18 protein-coding genes are annotated in these 23173 nt (G+C 70.9%); 1 reads left to right on the top strand and 17 read right to left on the bottom strand.

All coding sequences use genetic code 11. The annotated features are described in order from the left end of the window. Positions 1–47 precede the first annotated feature (47 nt). The 13 genes from tpiA to NUH29_RS01590 form a co-directional block, all read right to left on the bottom strand. Entirely contained in the window at positions 48–833 is a 786-nt protein-coding gene (tpiA, locus tag NUH29_RS01650; protein WP_258797135.1) for a triose-phosphate isomerase, read from the bottom strand. After that, on the bottom strand, positions 833–2050 hold the full coding sequence (locus NUH29_RS01645) for a phosphoglycerate kinase (protein WP_258797133.1): 1218 nt from the start codon (positions 2048–2050) through the stop codon (positions 833–835). The genes tpiA and NUH29_RS01645 overlap by 1 nt, the downstream gene beginning before the upstream one ends. 3 nt (positions 2051–2053) lie before the next feature. Further along, the gene (gene gap / locus NUH29_RS01640) at positions 2054–3064 is read right to left on the bottom strand and encodes a type I glyceraldehyde-3-phosphate dehydrogenase (RefSeq protein ID WP_258797131.1); all 1011 of its coding nucleotides are present in this window, start codon (positions 3062–3064) and stop codon (positions 2054–2056) included. 94 nt (positions 3065–3158) lie between these two features. Then, entirely contained in the window at positions 3159–3785 is a 627-nt protein-coding gene (locus NUH29_RS01635; RefSeq protein ID WP_258797130.1) for a superoxide dismutase, read from the bottom strand. Positions 3786–3810: 25 nt separating this feature from the next. Continuing rightward, the gene (whiA, locus tag NUH29_RS01630; protein WP_258797129.1) at positions 3811–4785 is read right to left on the bottom strand and encodes a DNA-binding protein WhiA; all 975 of its coding nucleotides are present in this window, start codon (positions 4783–4785) and stop codon (positions 3811–3813) included. A gap of 52 nt (positions 4786–4837) precedes the next feature. Continuing rightward, positions 4838–5713 (bottom strand): RNase adapter RapZ, encoded by an 876-nt coding sequence (gene rapZ, locus NUH29_RS01625; protein ID WP_258797128.1) that lies wholly within the window; start codon positions 5711–5713, stop codon positions 4838–4840. After that, positions 5710–7629: an excinuclease ABC subunit UvrC gene (uvrC, locus tag NUH29_RS01620; protein WP_258797127.1), complete on the bottom strand. Its 1920-nt coding sequence runs from the start codon at positions 7627–7629 to the stop codon at positions 5710–5712. Before uvrC ends, rapZ begins: the two co-directional genes overlap by 4 nt. 1 nt (position 7630) lies before the next feature. Then, entirely contained in the window at positions 7631–10579 is a 2949-nt protein-coding gene (gene uvrA / locus NUH29_RS01615; protein WP_373317419.1) for an excinuclease ABC subunit UvrA, read from the bottom strand. A 19-nt stretch (positions 10580–10598) separates the two neighbouring features. After that, positions 10599–11612 carry a glycosyltransferase family 2 protein gene (locus NUH29_RS01610; RefSeq protein ID WP_258797125.1) on the bottom strand — a complete coding sequence of 338 codons (1014 nt, stop codon included), beginning with the start codon at positions 11610–11612 and terminating at the stop codon, positions 10599–10601. Continuing rightward, positions 11609–14029 (bottom strand): methyltransferase domain-containing protein, encoded by a 2421-nt coding sequence (locus NUH29_RS01605; protein ID WP_258797124.1) that lies wholly within the window; start codon positions 14027–14029, stop codon positions 11609–11611. The genes NUH29_RS01610 and NUH29_RS01605 overlap by 4 nt, the downstream gene beginning before the upstream one ends. Positions 14030–14090: 61 nt before the next feature. Beyond that, a complete protein-coding gene (gene uvrB, locus NUH29_RS01600; RefSeq protein ID WP_258797123.1) occupies positions 14091–16169 on the bottom strand; it encodes an excinuclease ABC subunit UvrB in 2079 nt (692 codons plus the stop codon). A 9-nt stretch (positions 16170–16178) separates the two neighbouring features. Next, positions 16179–16796: a dephospho-CoA kinase gene (coaE, locus tag NUH29_RS01595; protein WP_258797121.1), complete on the bottom strand. Its 618-nt coding sequence runs from the start codon at positions 16794–16796 to the stop codon at positions 16179–16181. A gap of 30 nt (positions 16797–16826) precedes the next feature. Further along, complete coding sequence (locus NUH29_RS01590; protein ID WP_258797120.1) at positions 16827–17612, bottom strand: GNAT family N-acetyltransferase; 786 nt, start codon at positions 17610–17612, stop codon at positions 16827–16829. A 31-nt stretch (positions 17613–17643) separates the two neighbouring features. Here NUH29_RS01590 and NUH29_RS01585 point away from each other — a divergent pair, with 31 nt between their 5' ends. Beyond that, positions 17644–18240, top strand: a complete 597-nt coding sequence (locus tag NUH29_RS01585) for a DUF4126 domain-containing protein (RefSeq protein WP_258797118.1) — start codon at positions 17644–17646, stop codon at positions 18238–18240. A gap of 57 nt (positions 18241–18297) precedes the next feature. Here NUH29_RS01585 and rpsA read toward each other — a convergent pair whose 3' ends face one another. From rpsA to NUH29_RS01565, 4 genes are all read right to left on the bottom strand, one after another. After that, positions 18298–19758 (bottom strand): 30S ribosomal protein S1, encoded by a 1461-nt coding sequence (gene rpsA, locus NUH29_RS01580; RefSeq protein ID WP_258797116.1) that lies wholly within the window; start codon positions 19756–19758, stop codon positions 18298–18300. Positions 19759–19863: 105 nt separating this feature from the next. After that, positions 19864–20838: an epimerase gene (locus NUH29_RS01575; protein WP_258797115.1), complete on the bottom strand. Its 975-nt coding sequence runs from the start codon at positions 20836–20838 to the stop codon at positions 19864–19866. Then, a complete protein-coding gene (locus NUH29_RS01570) occupies positions 20835–21464 on the bottom strand; it encodes a DUF4166 domain-containing protein (RefSeq protein WP_258797114.1) in 630 nt (209 codons plus the stop codon). Before NUH29_RS01570 ends, NUH29_RS01575 begins: the two co-directional genes overlap by 4 nt. Then, positions 21461–23155, bottom strand: coding sequence for a DUF885 domain-containing protein (locus tag NUH29_RS01565; RefSeq protein ID WP_258797113.1), 1695 nt, complete (start codon positions 23153–23155; stop codon positions 21461–21463). The genes NUH29_RS01570 and NUH29_RS01565 overlap by 4 nt, the downstream gene beginning before the upstream one ends. Positions 23156–23173: the final 18 nt, after the last annotated feature.

Genomic DNA, 23173 nt, shown 5'->3' with positions numbered 1-23173 from the left:
TTCGGGTGGGCCGGACGGCCGTGGTCAAGTATAAGCGAGGGCGCCGCTCAGATCGTGCCGACGTGGCTCTTGAAGCGCACGATGCTCGCGAACTCCTCGAGCTGCAGGCTCGCGCCGCCGACCAGGGCCCCGTCCACGTCCGGCTCCTTGAGGAAGCCCGCGATGTTGTTCGCCTTGACCGACCCGCCGTACAGGATGCGCGTGGACGCGGCCGCCTCGTCGCCGAGCACCTCGGCGAGGACGCCGCGCAGGGCCTCGCACACCTGCTGCGCCTGCGCGCTCGTGGCGGCCTGCCCGGAGCCGATCGCCCAGACCGGCTCGTAGGCGACGACGATCTCCTCGCCCGCGACGACGCCCTCGAGGGCGGTACGCAGCTGGGCGACGGGCACGGCGCTCGGACCGTGCTGCTCGAGGTCGTCGGCGGTCTCGCCGACGCAGATCACCGGCACGATGCCGTGGCGGTGGGCGGCGGCGACCTTCGACGAGACGAGCTCGTCCGACTCGCCGTGGTACTGCCGACGCTCCGAGTGCCCGATGATCACGTAGGCGGCGTCGAGAGCCGCGAGGAAGGCTCCCGAGATCTCACCCGTGTAGGCGCCCGAGTCGTGCGCCGACAGGTCCTGCGCCCCGAACTTCAGCTCCAGCTTGTCGCCCGCGATGAGCGTCTGCACCGACCGCAGGTCGGTGAACGGCGGGAACACCGCGACCTCGACGTCCGAGAAGTCGTGGTTCTTGTCCTGGAGGGTCCACGCCAGCTTCTGCACGAACGCGATCGCCTGCAGGTGGTCGAGGTTCATCTTCCAGTTGCCGGCGATGAACGGGGTGCGGGCCATCAGCTCTCCCATCCGAGGATCTCGAGGCCCGGCAGCTTCTTGCCCTCGAGGAACTCGAGGCTCGCGCCGCCGCCGGTCGAGACGTGTCCGAACTGCTCGTCGGCGAAGCCCAGCTGGCGGATCGCCGCGGCCGAGTCGCCTCCCCCGACGACGCCGAGGCCGTCGACCTGGGTGAGCGCCTCCGCGACCGCGCGGGTTCCGGCGGCGAACGCCGGGAACTCGAACACGCCCATGGGGCCGTTCCAGAACACGGTCTTCGAGGCGCGCACGCGCTCGGCGAAGGCCGCCGCGGTGTCGGGCCCGATGTCGAGACCGATGCCCGAGGCGCCGAAGGGGGTGTCCGCGATGCCGTCGGCGGGGGCGACGACGTGCTCGGCGTCGGCCGAGAATCCGGAGGCGACGACGACATCCGTGGGCAGCACGAGCTCGACGCCGCGCTCCGCGGCCTCGGCGAGGTAGCCGCGGACGGTGTCGAGCTGGTCGGCCTCGAGCAGGCTCGAGGCGACCTCGTGGCCCTGGGCGGCGAGGAAGGTGAACAGCATGCCCCCGCCGATGAGCAGCGCGTCGACGCGCGGCAGCAGGTGCCCGATCACGCCGAGCTTGTCGGACACCTTCGAGCCGCCGAGTACGACCGTGTAGGGCCGCTCGGGGTTCTCGGTGAGCCGGTCGAGCACCTCGAGCTCGGCGGCGATGAGCAGGCCCGCGGCGCTCGGGAGCGCCTGTGCGAGCTCGTAGACGCTCGCCTGCTTGCGGTGCACGACGCCGAAGCCGTCCGAGACGACGACATCGCCGAGCTCGGCGAGCTGCGCCGCGAACGCCACGCGCTCCTCGTCGGACTTCGACGCCTCGCCGGGGTTGAAGCGCAGGTTCTCGAGCAGCACGACGCCGGGGGTCGGCGCGGCCTCGATCACGCCGGCGGCCGTCTCGCCGACCGTCTCGGGCGAGAACGCCACGTCGACGCCGAGCAGCTCGCCGAGGCGCACCGCGACGGGAGCGAGCGAGTACTTCGGGTCGGGAGCGCCCTCCGGGCGACCGAGGTGGCTCATCACGACGACCTTCGCGCCCTGCTCGAGCAGCAGGCGGATGGTCGGGACGGATGCGCGGACGCGTCCGTCATCCGTGATGATGCCGTCCTTGAGGGGCACGTTCAGATCGCACCGCAGGAGCACGACCTTGCCCGAGAGCCCACCGAGGCTCTCGATCGTCCGGAGGGTCATCGCTTACAGACGCTCGCCGACGTACTCGGTCAGGTCGACGAGTCGGTTGGAGTAGCCCCACTCGTTGTCGTACCACGACGACACCTTCACGAGGTTGCCCGAGACGTTGGTCTGCCCGGCGTCGAACACCGACGAGTGCGGGTCGAGCTGGATGTCGGTCGAGACGATGGCGTCCTCGTTGTACTTCAGGTAGCCGACGAGCTCGCCCTCGGCCGCCGCCTTCTTGTAGGCGGCGTTGATGACATCCGCCGTGAGCCCCTCGGTCGGCGTGATGATCGTGAGGTCGACGATCGAGCCGGTGGGAACCGGCACGCGGTAGGAGGAGCCGCTGAGCTTGCCGTTGAGCTCGGGGAGCACCTGTCCGATCGCCTTCGCGGCGCCGGTGGAGGCGGGGACGATGTTGAGGGCGGCGGCGCGCGCACGGTGCAGGTCGCTGTGCGGCCCGTCCTGCAGGTTCTGGTCGGCGGTGTAGGCGTGCGCCGTCATCATGAAGCCGCGCTCGATGCCGAAGTTGTCGTTGAACACCTTGGCGAGCGGCGCGAGGCAGTTGGTGGTGCACGAGGCGTTCGAGATGACGTGCATGGTCGCCGCGTCGTAGGTGCCCTCGTTGACACCCATGACGAAGGTGCCGTCGACATCGGTTCCGGGCGCGGAGATGATGACCTTCTTGGCGCCGCCGGCGATGTGCTTCGACGCGTCGGAGGCCTTGGTGAACCGACCGGTCGACTCGATGACGATGTCGACGCCGAGCTCGCCCCAGGGGAGGTTCGCGGGGTCGCGCTCCTCGAAGACCTTGATGGCCTTGCCGTCGACGGTGATCGAGTCCTCGTTGTACGAGACGTCGGCGTCGAGACGGCCGCCGACCGAGTCGTACTTGAGCAGGTGCGCGAGGGTCTTGTTGTCCGTGAGGTCGTTCACGGCGACGATGTCGATGTCCGCACCCTGGGCGAGGGCTGCGCGGAGGAAGTTGCGACCGATCCGGCCGAAGCCGTTGATGCCGATCTTGACGGACACGTTGTCTCCTTGTGTGCGCGGGGGCGCGCGATGTGTCGGATGTGGTGTGGGTGTGGGGATGCGGCCGGGGCGCGGACCCCGGCCGCTTCGCCGGTTACGACAGTAGCAGCAGGCCCGCGGCGCTCGAACGGGCCGCCTCGAAGCGCGCACCCGCATCCGCCCAGTTGGCGATGCTCCAGAACGCCTTGACGTAGTCGGCCTTGACGTTGACGTAGTCGAGGTAGAAGGCGTGCTCCCACATGTCGAGCTGCAGGATCGGCGTGATGCCGAGCGGGGTGTTGTTCTGCTGGTCGTACAGCTGGTGCACGAGCAGGCGCGCGCCCACCGGATCCCAGGCGAGCACCGCCCAGCCGGAGCCCTGCAGGCTGTTCGCGGCGGCGCTGAAGTGCCCGACGAAGGCGTCGAACGACCCGAAGAACTCGTCGATCGCCGAGGCGAGCTCGCCGACCGGCTTGTCGCCGCCGTCCGGGGAGAGGTTCTTCCAGAAGATCGAGTGGTTGATGTGGCCGCCCAGGTGGAAGGCGAGGTCCTTCTCGAGCTTCGGCACGTTGCCGAAGTCGCCGGTGGCACGCGCCTCCTCGAGCTTCTCGAGCGCGGTGTTGGCACCCGCGACGTAGGCGGCGTGGTGCTTGTCGTGGTGCAGCTCCATGATGCGCGCGCTGATGCTCGGTTCGAGCGCCGCGTAGTCGTAGGGCAGATCCGGGAGGCTGTAGACGGCCATGGTTCTCCTTCTTCCTTGTGGGGTCTTACTCGTCGAAGTCGGGCGGCAGGTTCGCATCGGTGCCGGGGATGCCGCGATCACTCGCGGACTTGTCGGCCATCGCCAACAACCGGCGGATGCGTCCCGCCACGGCGTCCTTCGTCATCGGCGGGTCGGCGAAGTGGCCGAGCTCGTCGAGGCTCGCGTCGCGGTGGCCGAGCCGCAGCTCGCCCGCGTAGCGCAGGTGGTCGGGAACCTCGTCTCCGAGGATCTCGAGGGCGCGCTCGACGCGCGCGCAGGCGGCGACCGCGGCCTGCGCGGAGCGGCGCAGGTTCGCGTCGTCGAAGTTCACGAGGCGGTTGGCGGTGGCGCGCACCTCGCGGCGCTGCCGGAGCTCCTCCCAGGCCGTCACCGCCTCCACCGCGCCCATCAGCCGCAGGATCGCGGCGATCGCCTCGCCCTCGCGGACGACGACGCGGTGCACGCCGCGCACCTCGCGGGCCTTGGCCGGGATCTTGAGCCGCCCGGCGGCGCCCACGAGCGCCATCGCCGCCTCGTTGCCCGGGCACACGACCTCGAGGGCGGCCGAGCGGCCGGGGTCGGTGAGGCTGCCGCGAGCGAGGAACGCGCCACGCCAGATCGCCGCCAGATCCTCGCGGGAGCCGGTGGTCAGGCGGTTGGGCAGGCCACGGACGGGTCGGCGCCGCGCGTCGAGCAGGCCGGTCTGGCGCGCCAGGGTCTCTCCCCCGTCGACGACCCGAACGACGTAGCTGGCGCCCTTGTGGGGGCCGGCCCCGATGACCTTGCCCTCGGAGCGCACGCCGTAGAGCTCCGCGAGATCGCGGCGCACCCGCTGGGCGACCTTCTGCGAGTCGAGCTCCGCCTCGACGGCGATGCGCCCGGAGATGATGTGGAGCCCGCCCGAGAAGCGCAGCAGGGCGGCCAGTTCGGCTGCGCGCACGCTGGTCTTGCCGACCTCGACGGCGACGAGCTCATCCTTGACGTCCGCCGTCAGTGCCACGCGCTCATCCTCGTCTCTCGTCGTCTTCCATCGTGTTCGTCGGGGGCGCGGTTCACTCGCGACCGAGGTCGCGATGCCGCACGGTGACGGAGACCCCGGGGAGCTCACGCAGGCGACGCGCCACCTCTTCGGTGATCGCGACGGAGCGGTGCTTGCCGCCCGTGCATCCCATGGCGATCGTAGCGTGACGCTTGTTCTCCCGCCGGTACCCGTCGGCCACGGCGGCCAGCGCCGCCACGTAGTGCTCGACGAATTCGGGGGCGTCGCGCTGGCTGAGCACGTAGTCGCGCACCTCGGGGTCGAGGCCCGTCAGCGGCGCGAGCTCGGGCACCCAGAACGGGTTCGGGAGGAACCGGAGATCGGCGACCATGTCGGCGTCGGCCGGCAGCCCGTACTTGAAACCGAAGCTCATGACCGTGAGCTTGAGCGAGGGTGCCGAGTCCTCGCCGAAGAGCTCGGCGACGCGCGTCGCCAGCTGGTGGATGTTGAGATCCGAGGTGTCGATCACCACGTCGCTCTGCTCGCGCAGACCCGTCATCCGGGAGCGCTCGGCGAGGATGCCGTCGAGCAGCGTGCCGTCGCCCTGCAGCGGATGCGGACGTCGCACCTGCTCGAAGCGGCGCACGAGGGCGGCATCCGTCGCGTCGAGGAACACCAGGCGCGCACTGCCGGCGGCGCGCAGCTCGGCCACGATGTCCTGCGCGTCGGCGAACAGGTGCCCGCCGCGCACGTCGACCACGACGGCGATGCGCGGGATCGCGTCCCCGGTGTGGGCGCCGAGGTCGACGAGCGGCCGCAGCATCTGCGGTGGGAGGTTGTCGACGACATACCAGCCGAGATCCTCGAGGGCGTTCGCCACCGTCGACCGCCCGGCGCCGGACATGCCGGTCACGATGAGCATCTCGAGCCCGCGGCTGCCGTCGCTCATTCCCCGTCTTCCCGCTGTTCGACCGGTTGCGACCCGTCGTCGCGGGCCGTTCCCAGCCTATCGGCGATCACGGCGGCCAGCTGCGGTCCGATGCCGCGCACCTCGGCGATCGCCTCCGGGGCGGCAGCGCGCAGCCGGGCCACCGAGCCGAAGTGCCGCAGCAGCTCCTTGGACCGCGCCGGTCCCAGGCCCGGGATGTCGGCGAGCACGGTGCCGATGTCGGCGCGTCGCTTCTGGCGCTGGAAGGTGATCGCGAAACGGTGCGCCTCGTCGCGGATGCGCTGGAGCAGGAAGAGCGCCTCGCTGCCGCGGGGCAGGATCACCGGGAACTCGTCGTCCGGCAGCCACACCTCCTCGAGGCGCTTCGCGATGCCCACGAGCGGGATGTCGCGGATGCCGAGCTCCTCGAAGACGGCCGCCGCGGCCTGCACCTGCGGTTGGCCGCCGTCGACGATGAGCAGGCCGGGGCGGTACGCGAAGCGCCGATTCGGGCGCGCTCCCTCATCGGTCTCGGGGGCGTCGTCCTCGTCGAGCCGGGCGAGGCGGCGGCGCAGCACCTGCGCGAGCGATTCGGTGTCGTCGGTCGTGCCGGAGACGGCGAACTTGCGGTACGCGCTCTTCTTGGGCAGGCCGTCCTCGAACACGACCATGGAGGCGACCACGTTCGTGCCGCCGAGGTGCGACACGTCGTAGCACTCCATGCGCAGCGGCGCCTCGTCGAGCCCGAGGGCCTCCTGCAGCTCGGTGAGCGCCTGCGTCCGCGCCACGTAGTCGGCGGTGCGCCGGGTCTTGTAGAGCGCGAGCGCCTGCTTGGCGTTGAGGGTCGCGGTCTGCAGCACGGCGGCCTTGTCGCCGCGCTGGGCGGTCTTCAGGGTCACTCCCCCGCGCTCGCGCCGGTCGGCGAGCCACTGCTCGAGCGCGGAGGCGTCGTCGGGCAGCACCGGCACCACGATCTCGCGCGGCGGCTGCTCGGTCTCGTAGGCGGTCTCGAGCACCGATTCCACGAGCTCGCCCGGCGTGATGTCGAGCTCCTTGTCGACGACCCAGCTGCGCACCCCGCGGATGCGACCTCCCCGCACCGTGAACTGCTGCACGGCCGCCGCGAGCTCGTCCTCCTCGATGCCGAACACGTCGAGCTCGGCCGCCTCCGGCAGCACGACGGCGCTCTTCTCGAGCACGTTCTCGAGCGCCTGGATGCGGTCCCGGATCTTCGCGGCGCGCTCGTACTCGAACGCGGCGGCGGCATCCTTCATCTCGCGTTGGAGCAGGGTGATGACGCTGCGGTCGTGGCTCGCCATGAACGCGACGAACTGGTCGACGACCTCGCGGTGCTCCTGGATCGTGACCTTCTGCGAGCAGGGTCCGCCGCAGCGGCCGATCTGACCCGGGAAGCAGGGGCGGCCGGTCTGCATCGCGCGCTTGTAGCTGGCGTCCGAGCAGGTGCGGATCGGGAACGCCTTGATCATCAGGTCGATCGTCTCGCGCACCGCCCAGACCTTCGGATACGGGCCGAAGTAGCGCGCGCCCGGGATCCGCCGGTTGCGGGTGACCATGACCCGCGGAGCCTCGTCGGCCAGGGTCACGACGAGATACGGATAGCTCTTGTCGTCGCGGAACTTGACGTTGTACGGCGGCGCGAACTCCTTGATCCAGGTGTACTCCAGCTGGAGGGCCTCGACGTCGCTCGCGACGACCGTCCATTCCACCTTGGATGCCGACAGCACCATATGCCGGGTGCGCTCGTGCAGGCTGCGCAGCGGCTGGAAGTAGTTCGCGAGCCGCTGCCGCAGGTTGACGGCCTTGCCGACGTACAGGATGCGTCCCGAGGCATCCGAGAAACGGTAGACCCCCGGGGCGGTCGGGATCTCCCCCGCCTTCGGACGCCACGGCAGCACGTCGGCGCGCGACGTCGCCACGTCAGCCGGCCTTCCGGCGTCCCTGACCGCCGCTGCGCTCGTCGGAGCGGGCCGCGTCGAACAGCTCGGCGAGGAACACGCCGGTGTGGCTCTTCGGGTTGCGGGCGACCTTCTCGGGGGTGCCGGTGGCGACCACCATACCGCCGCCCGATCCGCCCTCCGGCCCGAGGTCGACGATCCAGTCGGCGCTCTTGATGACGTCGAGGTTGTGCTCGATGACGATGACCGAGTTGCCCTTGTCGACCAGCCCGTTCAGCACCTCCAGCAGCTTGCGCACGTCCTCGAAGTGCAGGCCGGTCGTCGGCTCGTCGAGCACGTAGATCGAGCGGCCGTTGGAGCGCTTCTGCAGCTCCGTCGCGAGCTTGACGCGCTGGGCCTCGCCGCCGGACAGGGTGGTGGCGCTCTGCCCGAGGCGCACGTAGCCGAGGCCGACGTCGACGAGGGTCTTCAGGTAGCGGTGGATGGCCGTGATCGGCTCGAAGAACTCCGCCGCCTCCGAGATGGGCATGTCGAGCACCTCGGCGATGTTCTTGCCCTTGTAGTGCACCTGGAGCGTGTCGCGGTTGTAGCGCGCGCCGTGGCAGACCTCGCACACGACGTAGACGTCGGGCAGGAAGTTCATCTCGATCTTGATGGTGCCGTCGCCGGAGCAGTTCTCGCAGCGGCCGCCCTTGACGTTGAAGCTGAAGCGACCGGGCTGGTAGCCCCGCGCCTTCGCCTCGATCGTCTCGGAGAACAGGGTGCGGATGCGGTCGAAGACACCCGTGTAGGTCGCGGGGTTCGAGCGCGGGGTGCGGCCGATGGGCGCCTGGTCGACGTGCACGACCTTGTCGAGGTGCTCGAGACCGGTGACCCGCTTGTGCTTGCCCGGCACTTGGCGGGCGCCGTTGAGCTGGTTCGCGAGCACCTTGTAGAGGATGTCGTTGACCAGGCTCGACTTGCCCGAGCCCGACACGCCCGTGACCGCCACGAACGCACCCAGCGGGAAGCTGACGGTGACGTCGCGCAGGTTGTTCGCACGCGCGCCCTCGACGACCACCTGCCGCGCCGGATCGAGCTTGCGGCGGGTGCGGGGCATCTCGATCGCCCGCCGGCCCGCGAGGTAGTCGCCCGTGATCGATCCGTGGTTGTCGAGCAGGGCGTCGTAGCCGCCGGAGTGCACGACGCGGCCGCCGTGCTCCCCCGCCCCGGGACCGATGTCGACGATCCAGTCGGCGGTGCGGATGGTGTCCTCGTCGTGCTCGACGACGATGAGCGTGTTGCCGAGGTTCTTGAGCTTGACGAGGGTGTCGATCAGCCGGCGGTTGTCGCGCTGATGCAGGCCGATCGAGGGCTCGTCGAGCACGTAGAGCACCCCGGTCAGCCCCGAGCCGATCTGGGTGGCGAGTCGGATGCGCTGGGCCTCGCCCCCCGAGAGGGTCGCGGCGGCGCGCGCCATCGTCAGGTAGCCGAGACCCACCTCGAGCAGGAACTCGAGGCGCAGCCGGATCTCGCGCAGCACCTGGGCGGCGATGCGCGCCTGGCGCTCCGTGAGCTCGAGGCTCTGCATGACCTCGTAGGCGTCGGTGATGCTGAGATCGGCGGTGTCGGAGATGCTGCGCCCGGCGACGAGCACCGCGAGCACCTCCGGCTTCAGGCGCTTGCCGTCGCACACCGGGCACGGCACCTCGCGCAGGTACTCGCCGTAGCGCTGCTGCGACCAGTCCGATTCGGCCTCGTGGTACTTGCGTTCGAGGTACGGCATGACGCCCTCGAACCCGGTCGAGTACTTCATGGTGCGCCCGAAGCGGTTGCGCCACTGCACCACGACCTCGAAGTCGTTGCCGCGCAGGATCGAGGTGCGCACCTCATCCGGCAGCTCTCCCCACGGCGTGTCGAGCGAGAAGTCGAGGTCGCGGGCGAGCCCCTGCAGCAGGCGCTGGAAGTAGCTGTAGAGGCCCTTGCCGCCCTGGTTCCAGGGCAGGATGACACCCTCGTTGAGGCTGAGCTCCGGGTCGCCGACGACGAGGTCGATGTCGACGGCCATCTTGGTGCCGAGCCCCGAGCACTCGGGGCAGGCGCCGAACGGCGCGTTGAACGAGAAGGTGCGCGGCTCGATCTCGGTCAGCTGGATCGGATGACCGTTCGGGCACGAGAGCTTCTCGCTGAAGGTGCGTCGTCGCGCCTTCGAGCCCTCCTGCTCGTCGACGAAGTCGATCTCGAGCACACCGCTCGCCAGCCCCAGCGCGGTCTCGACGGAGTCGGTGACCCGGCTGAGCAGGTCGTCGGCGGCGACGAGGCGGTCGACGACCACCGCGATGTCGTGCTTGTACTGCTTCTTGAGCGTCGGCGGCTCGGACAGCTGCACGAGCTCGCCGTCGACGATGGCCCGCGAGTAGCCGGACGCCGACAGCTCCTTGAAGAGGTCGACGAACTCGCCCTTCTTCTGCGAGATGACGGGCGCGAGCACCTGATAGCGGGTGCCGGTCGGCAGCTCCATGAGCTGGTCCGCGATCTGCTGCACCGTCTGGCGCTGGATCCGCTCCCCGCAGATCGGGCAATGCGGCTCACCGATGCGTGCCCACAGCAGTCGCATGTAGTCGTAGATCTCGGTGATCGTGCCGACCGTCGAGCGCGGGTTGCGGTTGGTCGACTTCTGGTCGATCGACACGGCGGGGCTGAGCCCCTCGATGAAGTCGACGTCGGGGCGATCGACCTGCCCGAGGAACTGCCGCGCGTAGGCGGAGAGCGATTCGACGTAGCGACGCTGACCCTCGGCGAAGATCGTGTCGAAGGCGAGACTCGACTTGCCGGAGCCGGAGAGCCCCGTGAAGACGACGAGCGAGTCGCGCGGGATCTCGAGGTCGACGTCCTTCAGATTGTGGACGCGCGCGCCCCGGACACTGAGCTTCTGGCTCCCGGGGACAGGGGTGATCGACACTGAACCGATTCTACGGGCGCGGTCCGACATCGGCTGGCGGGGTCGAACCTCAGCGATGCATGCGCGTGGGGTTGAGCCGGTGGCGCACGCCCCGCGGCAGCAGCCCGGACCAGCGCGAACCCCAGCGGACGAGGCGCGGATGGTGGAGCAGCCGGAGCTGGCGACGACTCAGCAGGGGCGAACGGGATCCGTCGAGGAGCGCGGCTGCGGTGCGGGCCGCTTCGAGCGCGTCGGCGTCGCTTCCCGCCCGGATGGCGCCCCGGTAGTCGGCGAGCGTCGCGGTCACCAGACGCGGCAGGAGCACGTCGGAGGTGTAGTACCGACGCAGTTCGACCGAATCCGGCAGCATCGCGCTCACCCGTCGGAAGAAGATCACGCGGCTGCGTCGGAACGAGGATCGCGTCGACGAGCTGCCGGCGTGGATCCGGAACACCCCCAGCGGCCGGTCGACGTACCGGCTCCGCCACCCGGCGCGGAAGATGCGGATCCACAGCTCGTCGTCCTCGTAGCCGACGAGATCCTCCGAGAATCCGCCCACGCCGTGGAAGGCGCTCGCGCGCACCATCGCGGCCGAGGGCAGGATCATCGTGTCGCTCGCGATCCAGTCGACGATCGACGATCGCGGATGCGCGATGCCCGCGGAGCGGAGGAAGCGCCGCACGACGAGGTGGCCGTCGCCGTCGATCTCGTCGAAGTCGGAGAACGCCAGGCCGACGTCGGGCTTGGCGAAGGCGGCGGCGAGCCGCTCGAGGTGGTCGGGGTACCACCGGTCGTCCTGATCGAGGAAGGCGATGAGCTCTCCGCCGGCCTCGGCTGCCGCGCGGTTGCGGCTGGCGGACTGGCCCCGGTTCTCCTGACGGATGAGCCGCACCGCCAGCTGCGGATGATCGGCCGCGAACGCCTCGACGAGCGACGCGGACCCGTCGGTGGAGCCGTCGTCGACGACGATCACCTCGAGCGGCGGGACGGTCTGCGCGAGGACGGAGCCGAGCGCCTCCGGGAGATGGCGCGTGCCCTCGTAGACGGGGACGACGACGCTCACGGAGGCGAGGCCGGGGTTCATCGGCCGCTCCGGTCGTCCGGGGCGATCCCGTCGACCGGGTACCCCTGCGCGCGCAGCCGACCGGCCTCCGCGTCGTACGGCCACGACACCTCGGCGACGGGACGCGTGCTGCGGACGGCGCAGATCCAGGTCATGGTGGGCGACGAGACGGTCTGCATCCGCGGCTGCTCGGCCCTCCACTCCCCGACGGGGACGACGAGCGCGGGGTGCGCGCCCCCGGTGCGCACCACGTCGAACCCCAGCGCCGGCGAGAAGAGCGATCCGAGGCCGGCACGGGAGAAGCGCCAGAAATCGTTCGGCTCCGCATGGGACGGCCACACCCAGGGCGCCGCATGCACCGCCAGGCCGTCGGGAGGGAGGATGCGCGCGATCTCGTGCGCGACGAGCCACGGCGCCTCCACGTGCTCCAGGAGGCTGCCCGAGAGCACGATCGGGAAGGTACCGGGGTCGACGACCGCGCTGAGCCGGTGCACGTCCGCGACGAGGTCGACGCCCAGGCCGGGGTGGATGTCGACGCCCACGACCTCGCGGTCCCCCACGAGCTCGGCGATCGTGGGCGGCAGCTCGGGATGGCTTCTGCGGGCGCCGAGGAGGAGCACGGGCCCGGGCGGCGCCGCCGCGATGCGTCCGGCGAGCTCCGTCCAGTCCTCCGAGGAGAGGTCGACCGCGGGCCGGCGCTCCGGCGGCAGCGGGAGGATCGCGGTCATGGTGCCGTCGGCCCCGCGCCACTCCACCGTCAGCTCCGCGGGGGCGGGCCCTTCGAGCATCACGTCGAATCCGCTCCCCGCGACCGATTGGGCGTCGGGCCAGAACAGCTCCAGATCGGGACGCGCGACGCGGGTGAGCGGCACCCGCGCGCCGCGGTGGTGCACCGTCGCGTCCTCGCCCGGATCCCCGTCGTGGTGAAACCACCCCGACACGAAGGTCGAGTCGGTGTCGCTCCAGAAGACGTCGACGTGATGACTGATCGGGACGGCCACCGGTGGCACCTCGAACGACGCACGGCACAGCCGCGCATCGCTGCGGGCGAGCTGGGCGTCGGGAGAGGGCGCGGTCGACAGGAGTTCGAGCGCCTGGTCGACGTCGGCGAGAAGGGGGCGCGCGGCGTCGAGCTCGCCCCGGGCGGTGAGTTCCACGAAGATCCGTGCCGTCCACATCGCGTGACGCAGCTCACCCTCGACGCCCGCCCCGGCGTGCGCCCGGAGGCCGGGCACCTGCGCTGCGACCGTCGCCGGGTCCGCGCGCGCGAGCGCCAGCAGGCGGTGGTAGCGAGCCTGTGCGTCGATGTCGATCGTGTCCAGATCCAGCACCGGGTAGATGGAGCGCCGCCGGGAGACGGCGTCGAGCGCCTGATCGAAGCGGACGACGGCCGTCGAGGGGTCGCCGTCGAGGAGCTCGGCCATCCCGAGGGCGAATGCGCATCCGGCGAGCCCATCCGGCCACGTCACAGGACCGTCGCCGTCGATGTCGACCGACGCCGACGCGAGCAGTGCCGCGCGCAGCGCCGGACGGATCTCCCGCGCCTCGTCGAACCGCCCGCGGGCGACCAGCTCGCGGGTCGCCCGCGAGAGGAGCCCCGAACGCAGCACGGGCGCCGGCACCTCGTCGGCGCGCTCCCGCAGGTAGTCGACCAGCGTCGCCGGGGAGGCGTCGAGGTGGAGTCGGGGAAGCGGACCGGGGCCCATCCGAGCCACGATCTCGTGGGAGACCCGGGTGCGGGTGATCCGCCACTCGGTGAAACCGGCCGCCGTCAGCAGGGCCTCGAGCCCGTCGCGACTCGCCAGGAACACGTGGTATCCGGGGCTCAACGCCGAGACGACGTCGTCGGGATCCGCGTCCGGTGCGATGAGCGCGGCGTCCGGGGTCGTCATCACGAGCAGCCCGCCCTCGGCGAGTCGGGCCGCGATCTCGCGCAGGAATCCGAGGGGGTCGGTGACGTGCTCGAGCACCTCGCTCGAGAGGATCACGTCGAACGGGTCGCCGACCTCCGTCGCGCTGGAGAGCGGCTCGTCGCGGATGTCGAGCGCGAGGTCGCGCGCACCGCGGACGCCGGCGTAGGACGGCTCGACGCCCGTCACGTCCCACCCGTGGCGCCACCGGGCGAAATCGCCCGCGAAGCCGTACCCGCATCCGACGTCGAGCATGCGGGTGCCCGGACCGCCCGGCAGCTCGTCGACCAGTGCGGCGATGGTTCCGATCCCCGCTCCCGTGAGCACGTAGTCGTCGACCGTCGCGTCGTCGGGCGACGACCCGAGGATCTCGTCGAGCAGCATGACCGAGCCGCACCGAGCACAGCGTGTCGCCGACGCCGCACCGAGCGGGGTGTCGAAATCGAGCACCCGGGTGCCCTCGCCGCCGAATCCGCATGCGCGGCAGCGGCTGTCGGCGACGCGCGACATCCAGCGGAGCGTGGTCATCCCGCCTCCCGTCGCTCCCGGACCCGATCGCTAGGCTATCGTGCCGCGCGGCGGTGGCGGTTCAGCGCACGTGACCGACGGCCTCCATCTGCCGCAGCTCCTTCTTGAGCTCGGAGAGCTCGTCGCGGAGGCGCGCGGCGAGCTCGAACTTGAGCTCGCCCGCGGCCTGCAGCATCTGCTGGTTGAGGTCGGCGATGACCGTCTCGAGCTCGGCGGCGCCCGAGGCGCCGACGCCCTCCCGGCGCAGGTTCGGGGTGGGCGAGCGTCGCTTCGAGCCGTCCTGGCCGCTGCGGCCGGCGAGCAGCTTCGCCGTGTCGGCCTCCTCGCGCGCGAGGATGTCGGTGATGTCGGCGATGCGCTTGCGCAGCGGCTGCGGGTCGATGCCGTGCTCGACGTTGTAGGCGACCTGCTTCTCGCGGCGGCGGTTGGTCTCGTCGATCGCGAACGTCATCGAATCGGTGAGCTGGTCGGCGTACATGTGCACCTCGCCCGAGACGTTGCGGGCCGCGCGCCCGATCGTCTGGATGAGGGAGGTCGAGCTGCGCAGGAACCCCTCCTTGTCGGCGTCGAGGATCGCCACGAGCGACACCTCGGGCAGGTCGAGCCCCTCGCGCAGCAGGTTGATGCCGACGAGCACGTCGTAGACGCCGGCGCGGAGTTCGGTGAGCAGTTCGACGCGGCGCAGCGTGTCGACATCCGAGTGCAGGTAGCGCACCCGCACCCCGGCCTCCGTGAGGTAGTCGGTCAGCTCCTCGGCCATCTTCTTCGTGAGCGTCGTGACGAGCACCCGCTCGTCGCGTTCGGCGCGCAGCCGGATCTCCTCGAGGAGGTCGTCGATCTGCCCCTTGCTGGGCTTCACCACGATCTGCGGATCGACGAGGCCGGTCGGGCGGATGATCTGCTCGACGACGCCGTCGCCCATGGAGAGCTCGTAGCGCCCCGGGGTGGCCGAGAGGTAGACCTTCTGGCCGACCCGGTCGAGGAACTCCTCCCAGCGCAGCGGTCGGTTGTCGAGCGCGCTCGGCAGCCGGAAGCCGTGCTCGACGAGGGTGCGCTTGCGGCTCGCGTCGCCCTCGTACATCGCGCCGACCTGCGGCACGGTCACGTGCGACTCGTCGATCACGACGAGGAAGTCGTCGGGGAAGTAGTCGAGCAGGGTGTTCGGCGGCTCTCCGGGTGCGCGCCCGTCGATGTGGCGCGAGTAGTTCTCGATGCCGTTGCAGAACCCGATCTGCTCCATCATCTCCAGATCGAACCCGGTGCGCATGCGCAGCCGCTGGGCCTCGAGCAGCTTGCCCTGCTTCTCGAGCTCGGGAAGGCGCTCGGCGAGCTCCTCCTTGATCGACCGGATGGCGCGGTGCATCGCCTCGGGACTGGCCGCGTAGTGGGTGGCCGGGAAGATCGACACCGCATCCATCTTGCGCACCACGTCGCCCGTGAGCGGGTGGAGGGCGTAGAGCGCCTCGATCTCGTCGCCGAACATCTCGACACGCACCGCGAGCTCCTCGTAGACCGGGATGATCTCGATCGTGTCGCCGCGCACGCGGAACTTGCCGCGCGAGAAGTCGACGTCGTTGCGCTCGTACTGCATGTTGATGAAGCCGCGCACGAGCTTGTCGCGCGAGATGCGGTCGCCGACCTGCAGGGCGACCATCGCGCCGAGGTACTCCTCGGCGGCGCCGAGGCCGTAGATGCACGACACGGTCGACACGACCACGACGTCGCGGCGGCTCAGCAGCGAGTTGGTGGTCGAGTGCCGCAGCCGTTCGACCTCGGCGTTGATCGAGCTGTCCTTCTCGATGAAGGTGTCGGTCTGCGGGACGTACGCCTCGGGCTGGTAGTAGTCGTAGTAGCTAACGAAGTACTCGACGGCGTTGTTCGGCATGAGCTCGCGGAACTCGTTGGCGAGCTGCGCGGCGAGGGTCTTGTTGTGCGCCAGCACGAGCGTCGGGCGCTGCACCTGCTCGATGAGCCAGGCGGTCGTGGCCGACTTGCCGGTGCCGGTGGCTCCGAGCAGCACGATGTCGCTCTCGCCCGCCTGCACCCGGTGTGCGAGCTCGGCGATCGCGGTCGGCTGGTCGCCGCTCGGCGTGTACTCGGACACGACCTCGAACGGACGCACGGAACGCGTCGGCTGCATGGCTCCAGCCTAGGCAGCACCCCCGACACGCCGCAGGGTCGCCCACAGCTCATCCACCTGGGCGAGCGTGTCGCCGAGGGAGCCGTTCGCGTCGACGACGTCGTCCGCGATCGCGAGGCGCGCCGACTCCGGCGCCTGCGAGGCGATGCGGCGACGTGCCTCGGCTTCGTCCATCCCGCGCAGCTCGACGAGTCGGCGCACCCGGGTCTCCTCGTCGGCGGCGACCACGATCACCCGGTCGAACTCGTCGGCACGACCCTCACCGCGCTCGTCCACGAGCAGGGGGACGTCGTAGACGACCACCGCACGCGGGTCGGCGGCGCGGGCTGCGGCGAACAGGGCGCGCGAGCGCTCCCCGACGGCGGGATGCGTGATCGCGTTGAGGTCGCGGCGTGCCGCCTCGTCACCGAAGACGATCGCCCCGAGCGCGGCGCGGTCGAGACCGCCGTCCGTCCCGACCACCGCGGGACCGAAGCGCTCGGCGATGCGGGCGAGCGCCGGGGTGCCGGGTTCGACGACCTCCCGCGCGATCCGGTCGGCGTCGACCACGACCGCACCGAGCTCCGCCAGCCGGCGTGCGACGGTCGACTTGCCGGAGGCGATGCCTCCCGTGAGCGCGACGAGCATGCCACCATCGTGGCACGCGCGGACCGACGATCAGGGCGACCAGACGTACGGCGTCGTCGTCGTGAGCTGGATGAACCCCAGCGCCTCCAGCACGGGTCGGCTCATCTCGGATGCGTCGACCCGCAGGAACGGCACGCCCTGAGCGTGGGCGACCGACGCCCGCGCCGCGACGAGCGCGCGGTAGATGCCGCGACGTCGGTGGTCGGGGCGGGTCGATCCGCCCCAGAGGCCGGCGAACCGCTCCCCCGGTCGCATCGTCGTCCAGGCCGCCGACACGAGCTCGCCTCCGCTCTCCGCGACGAGCACCCGCAGCCCGTCGCCGTGGGTCTCCCGCAGGGTCGCGAGCTCGGCGGCCACCCACCCGTGGTCGGTGCTCCAGACCTCGCCCAGCAGTCCGGCGATCGCGGCGAACTCGTCGGCATCCGCGTCGCGGACGGTGACGCCGGGCGGCGGGGCCGCGGCGGCGAGCTCGGCGGACGCGGCGACCATGATCGCCTCGATCGGACCCGGTTCGAAGCCCGAGGCGAGCAGCAGCGGCACGAGGCTGTCGGGGCGGTCCCCCGCGTAGGTCTTCCACTCCAGCGGCAGACCCCTCGCCGCGAAATGCTCGACCTGGCGGCGGATCAGCGCCTCCAGCGGCGGACCGTCGACGCCCAGGTCTGCCGGGGCGCGCACGAGCCCGGCGGCGCGGAACTCGATCCGCATGAGCGGACCGTCGAATTCATAGGGACGGCCCTCGGCGACCCGGGGTTCGAGGGCGCGCTCGTCGGCATCGAAGAGCGCGAGCAGCTCGTCTCGGTCCGGAAGGGGCGCCATGCCGACAGCCTAGGAGCCGTACCATGGCGGCATGCTGGAGCTGCTCACCGGCGCGGGCCTGGCCGCGGCCGCCGGCCTGAACGCCTACATCCCGCTCATCGTGATGGGGATCGCGGGGCGGTTCGACTGGATCCAGCTGCCGGGCGGCTGGACCTGGCTCGAGAACGAGTGGGTGCTGCTCATCCTCGCCGTGCTCCTCGTCGTCGAGATCGTGGCCGACAAGGTGCCGGCGGTCGACAGCGTCAACGACTGGATCCAGACCGTCGTGCGTCCGGCGTCCGGCGGCATCGTGTTCGCGGGCGGGATCGGCACCTCGACGGTCGCCGTCGACGACCCCGAGACCTTCTTCTCGTCCGGCGCCTGGATCCCGGTGATCATCGGCATCGTCCTGGCGCTCGTCGTGCACCTCGCGAAGACGGCCGTGCGGCCGGTGGCCAACCTCGGCACCGCCGGCGTCGCCGCTCCGGTGCTGAGCACGGCGGAGGACGGTGCGAGCCTCCTGCTCGTGGTGTTCGCGCTCGTCGCGCCGGTTCTCGTGCTCATCGGACTGGCGCTGCTCGTGCTCGGCTTCGTGCTGCTCGTCCGCTCGATCCGCCGGCGGCGGCGCGAGCGCGCGGCCGCGGCCTGAGACGGCGGATGGCCGGCCCCCGAAGGGAGACCGGCCATCCGATGCTGAGCCCGAGGCTCAGGAGTTGCTGCTGAGCTTCTCGCGCAGGGCGGCGAGCGACTCGTCGTCGGCGAGGGTGCCGACCGACGAGCTGTCCGACGAGAACGAGTTGCCCGAGGGGCGCGAGTCGAGCTCGGCCTCGGTCTCCTCGGCCGCGACGATCTGCTTCTTGTGAGCCTCCCAGCGAGCCTGGGCGGCCGCGTACTCGGCCTCCCACGCGTCGCGCTGGGCCTCGAAGCCCTCGAGCCACTCGCCCGAGGTCGGGTCGAAGCCCTCCGGGTACTTGTAGTTGCCCTGCTCGTCGTACTCGGTGACCATGCCGTACAGCGCGGCGAGGCCCGAGTCGAACTCGGTGTTGTGCGGGTCGATGCCCTCGTTGGCCTGCTTGAGGCTCAGCGAGATGCGGCGACGCTCGAGGTCGATGTCGATGACCTTGACGAACACCTCGTCGCCGACCGACACGACCTGCTCCGCGAGCTCGACGTGCTTGCCCGAGAGCTCCGAGATGTGCACGAGGCCCTCGATGCCGTCGGCCACGCGGACGAACGCGCCGAACGGCACGAGCTTGGTGACCTTGCCCGGAGCGATCTGGCCGATCGCGTGGGTGCGGGCGAAGACCTGCCACGGGTCCTCCTGGGTCGCCTTGAGCGAGAGCGACACGCGCTCGCGGTCGAGGTCGACCTCGAGGATCTCGACGGTGACCTCCTGGCCCACCTCGACGACCTCGGACGCGTGCTCGATGTGCTTCCACGAGAGCTCCGAGACGTGCACGAGGCCGTCCACGCCGCCGAGGTCGACGAACGCGCCGAAGTTGACGATCGAGGACACGACGCCCTTGCGGACCTGGCCCTTCTGGAGGTTGTTGAGGAAGGTCGAACGCGACTCCGACTGGGTCTGCTCGAGCAGCGCGCGGCGGCTGAGCACCACGTTGTTGCGGTTCTTGTCGAGCTCGAGGATCTTCGCTTCGATCTCCTGGCCGAGGTACGGCGTGAGGTCGCGGACGCGGCGCAGCTCGATGAGCGAGGCCGGCAGGAAGCCGCGGAGGCCGATGTCGACGATCAGGCCGCCCTTGACGACCTCGATGACCGAACCGGTGACGACGCCGTCCGAGTCCTTGATCTTCTCGACGTCGCCCCAGGCGCGCTCGTACTGGGCGCGCTTCTTGGACAGGATGAGGCGACCCTCCTTGTCCTCCTTCTGGAGGACGAGCGCCTCGACGCTGTCGCCGACCGAGACGACCTCGGTCGGATCCACGTCGTGCTTGATGGAGAGCTCGCGCGAGGGGATGACACCCTCGGTCTTGTAGCCGACGTCGAGGAGGACCTCGTCGCGGTCGATCTTGACGACGGTGCCTTCGATGAGGTCTCCGTCGTTGAAGAACTTGAGGGTCAGTTCGACCGCGGCCAGGAAGTCTTCAGCAGATCCGATGTCGTTGATGGCGACCTGCTTGGTAGCCGAGGCGGTCGTTGCGGTAGTCATGTAGTGGGTGCTCCGGATGGGGACATGGTTCGGGCCCGAGAAGCGATGTTGCTGGGGTGCTCCGCGGGCATGCGGATAGGGATGTCACGAACGTGACTCTCCAGACTACCGCACTCCCCTGCGTTCTGCGACGATGTCGCGGATCGCGGGCCCCAGGTCCGGATGGCGGAACCCGTAGCCGGCGTCGAGCAGGCGCGCGGGCAGCACCCATCTGCTCTTCAGGAGCAGCTCGGTCTCGGTGCGGATCATCCACGCGCCCACCTCCAGCACCGGTCGGGGCGCGGGAAGACCGACGGGCACGCCGAGGGCAGCCCGGACGGTGCGCATGAGCTCCGTGTTGGTCACCGGTCGCGGCGCGGCGAGGTTCACGACCCCGGCCAGCTCGGGATGCGACTCGATGAAGTCGATTGCGCCGGCGACGTCGTCGAGGTGGATCCAGCTGAACATCTGGCGGCCCCACCGGGATGCGAAGCGGTGCTGCGTTCCCGCCTCCCGGCGGGCGCGGGTCGAGAACCACGGGGTGTCCCACTGGGGCCCGCCGAGTCCTGCGCGCGCCAACCTCAGCAGCGGCACGAGCGCGCTGCCGTCGCCCAGGACGATCGCCGTCCGGATGGCGACCCGGCGTGTGTCGGGCGCATCGGCACCGAAGAACGCATCCTCCCAGGCGCGCGCGACCGACACCGAGAATCCCACGCCGAGCTCGCCGTCGGTCTCGGTCTGGGGTCGATCGTCGGCGTGGCGGTAGATCGTCGCGGTCGAGGAGTTGATCCAGACCGCGGGAGGTCGGGCCGCGGAGGCGACCGCCGCGCCCAGCGCACGCGTCGTCGACACCCGGGAATCCAGGATCTCGGCACGTTCGCCGGGCCCGTAGCGGCAGTTCACGCTGCGACCCGCGAGGTTCAGCAGCAGACCGGCACCGTCGATCGCCTCGCGCAGGCCGTCGGCGTCGTCCCAGTGCGCGTCCGCCTCCCCCCGCCCGATGGTGCGCACCTCGCGTCCGGATCCACGCCAGCGGTCGGTGAGGTATCGCCCCATGAAGCCGGACGCGCCGGCGACGACCACGGGCGTCGAGTCGCTCACGCGACCTCCGGCGCGGCCGGCTCGATGCGGTAGGAGAAGGCTCCCGCGTACTCGTAGGCGCGCCCGACGATCGGCAGGTCGAGGGTCAACGCAACATGCTGGCGCCCGTCGGCGAGGGTGCGCTCGTGCACCTCGATGCGCGGCGCCCACGCGGCCGGGAGCGAGAATCGCAGCCCCAGCATCCGCACGCCGACGCGCCCCGAGCGGATGCGCAGACCGCCCTCCTCGGGTTCGATGCGCAGCTCCGCCACCACACGCTCCCCCGCGCCGAGGCGCTGGCGGAGCCCGCGCGGGGTCCAGATGATGCGGTCGGTCATCGTGCGGTCACCTCCCGCGAAGCGGAACCGTCGGACCCCGATCAGACCGTGCGGGGTCGGCACGTTGACGATCGTGAACGGCACGTCGGCCTCCCACACCGGCCAGACCACGTTCCAGCGGCCCAGCACGGCGAGCAGAGGCCAGAGCCAGCGGCGCGGCGTGCCGACGCTGGTGAACACGCCGTCGCCGATGCCGTGGGCGCCGTACGGGGCGCCGCCGAAGTAGTCCTGCAGCGCCGGCGACAGCTGCTCGAGGTCGTCGCCGAGTGCCGCAGCCCACGGCGCGCCGGGGTGCCGCCGCCGGCTCACGGGGCGAGCGCGGTGCGGAGCGTGTCGAGACCGACGCCGCCCAGGTCGAGCGCGTTCTTGTGGAAGTCGCGGAACGAGAAGGCGGCGCCCTCGCGGCGCTGCGCGTCGTCGCGGATCTGCTCCCAGATGCGCTGGCCGACCTTGTACGACGGGGCCTGACCGGGCCACCCGAGGTAGCGGTTGACCTCGAAGCGTACGAAGGCGTCGTCCATGTTGACGTTGCGGCGCATGAAGGCGAGCGCGAAGTCGGCGTCCCAGGTGCCGTCGCTCGGAAGGTCCTCGAGGCCCCGCACGCGCGGCTTCGGCTTGCCGAGGTGCACGCCGATGTCGAGCACGACGCGGGCCGCGCGCATGCGCTGACCGTCGAGCATGCCGAGGCGGTCGGCCGGGTCGTCGAGGTAGCCGAGCTCCTGCATGAGCCGCTCGGCGTAGAGCGCCCAGCCCTCCGCGTGCCCGCTCGTGCCCGCGAGCTGACGCCGCCAGGTGTTCAGCTGCGCACGGTTGAACACGGCCTGGCCGATCTGCAGGTGGTGCCCAGGGACGCCCTCGTGGAACACCGTGGTCTTCTCGCGCCAGGTGTCGAACTCGGTGACCCCCTCGGGCACGCTCCACCACATCCGTCCCGGTCGGCTGAAGTCGTCCGAGGGGCCGGTGTAGTAGATGCCGCCGTCCTGGGTGGGGGCGATCATGCACTGCAGGGCGCGGACGGGCTCCGGGATGTCGAAGTGGGTGCGTCCCAGCTCGTCGACGACGCGGTCGCTCAGCTCCTGCATCCACGCCCGGAGCGCGTCGGTGCCGTGCAGCTTGCGGCTCGCGTCGCCCTCGAGGTGCGCCACCGCCTCCTCCACGCTCGCCCCGGGCAGGATCTCGTGAGCGACGCGCGTCTGCTCGTCGATCATGCGCTCGAGTTCGCCGATGCCCCACTCGTAGGTCTCGTCGAGGTCGACCTCGGCACCCAGGAAGTGACGCGAGCGCAGCGCGTACAGCTCGCGCCCGACGCCGTCGTGCTCCCCCGCGGCGGGCAGCAGCTCGGTCTCGAGGAACTCGGCGAGCCGCACGTAGGCGGCTGCCGACTCCTCGGCACCGCGGGCCAGGTCGGAGCGGAGGCTGCCGGGCAGCTCGCCGGACTCCGGCGCGGCCCCGGCCGTGAAATCGGCGAAGAACCCGTCGGTGCGACCCGTGCGACGCGCCTGCTCGGCCACCTCGCGCACCTGGCGCTTCGCGGGCACGACACCCGCCGCGATGCCCGCGCGCAGCGTCTCGACGTAGCCGGAGATCGCGCCGGGGAGGTTGCCGAGGCGCTCGGCGATCGTGGCCCAGTCCTCGACGGTGGCGGTGGGCATGAGGTCGAACGACTCGCGGATCTCCTGCGCGGGCGAGGCGATCACGTTGAGGTCGCGCAGATGCAGCTGCGCGTCGTGCGCCTCGAGCGACAGCCGGGACTCGGCGAGCAGGTCGGTGCGGGTGACCTCGTCGACGGCGTCGACCGGCACGGCCGCGTCGAGCGCGCGGACCACCTCGCGGGTGGCCTGGGCGAGCTGCTCGTGACCGGCGGGCGAGAGGTCGCCGTACTCGCCCGTGCGGCCCGGCACGCCGATGTAGATGGCGATGTCGGGGACCAGCTCGACGAGGGTGGAGACCCACTCCTCTGCGATGGCGTCGATGGGCGTCGCGGCTCGTTCCTGCGTCATGGACACCACCCTAGGGCG

This window comes from Protaetiibacter mangrovi, from assembly GCF_024752305.1.
Lineage (GTDB): Bacteria > Actinomycetota > Actinomycetes > Actinomycetales > Microbacteriaceae > Homoserinibacter > Homoserinibacter mangrovi.
Note: the sequence above shows the minus strand (reverse complement) of the source record. Positions and strands in the feature narration are given on the sequence as shown.

Excerpts from the sequence above, each read along its gene's own strand:
- tpiA (WP_258797135.1), bottom strand. The coding sequence starts at position 833 with ATGGCCCGCACCCCGTTCATCGCCGGCAACTGGAAGATGAACCTCGAC.
- NUH29_RS01645 (WP_258797133.1), bottom strand. The coding sequence starts at position 2,050 with ATGACCCTCCGGACGATCGAGAGCCTCGGTGGGCTCTCGGGCAAGGTC.
- NUH29_RS01635 (WP_258797130.1), bottom strand. The coding sequence starts at position 3,785 with ATGGCCGTCTACAGCCTCCCGGATCTGCCCTACGACTACGCGGCGCTC.
- rapZ (WP_258797128.1), bottom strand. The coding sequence starts at position 5,713 with ATGAGCGACGGCAGCCGCGGGCTCGAGATGCTCATCGTGACCGGCATG.
- uvrA (WP_373317419.1), bottom strand. The coding sequence starts at position 10,579 with ATGTCGGACCGCGCCCGTAGAATCGGTTCAGTGTCGATCACCCCTGTC.
- NUH29_RS01610 (WP_258797125.1), bottom strand. The coding sequence starts at position 11,612 with ATGAACCCCGGCCTCGCCTCCGTGAGCGTCGTCGTCCCCGTCTACGAG.
- NUH29_RS01605 (WP_258797124.1), bottom strand. The coding sequence starts at position 14,029 with ATGACCACGCTCCGCTGGATGTCGCGCGTCGCCGACAGCCGCTGCCGC.
- uvrB (WP_258797123.1), bottom strand. The coding sequence starts at position 16,169 with ATGCAGCCGACGCGTTCCGTGCGTCCGTTCGAGGTCGTGTCCGAGTAC.
- coaE (WP_258797121.1), bottom strand. The coding sequence starts at position 16,796 with ATGCTCGTCGCGCTCACGGGAGGCATCGCCTCCGGCAAGTCGACCGTC.
- NUH29_RS01590 (WP_258797120.1), bottom strand. The coding sequence starts at position 17,612 with ATGGCGCCCCTTCCGGACCGAGACGAGCTGCTCGCGCTCTTCGATGCC.
- NUH29_RS01585 (WP_258797118.1), top strand. The coding sequence starts at position 17,644 with ATGCTGGAGCTGCTCACCGGCGCGGGCCTGGCCGCGGCCGCCGGCCTG.
- rpsA (WP_258797116.1), bottom strand. The coding sequence starts at position 19,758 with ATGACTACCGCAACGACCGCCTCGGCTACCAAGCAGGTCGCCATCAAC.
- NUH29_RS01565 (WP_258797113.1), bottom strand. The coding sequence starts at position 23,155 with ATGACGCAGGAACGAGCCGCGACGCCCATCGACGCCATCGCAGAGGAG.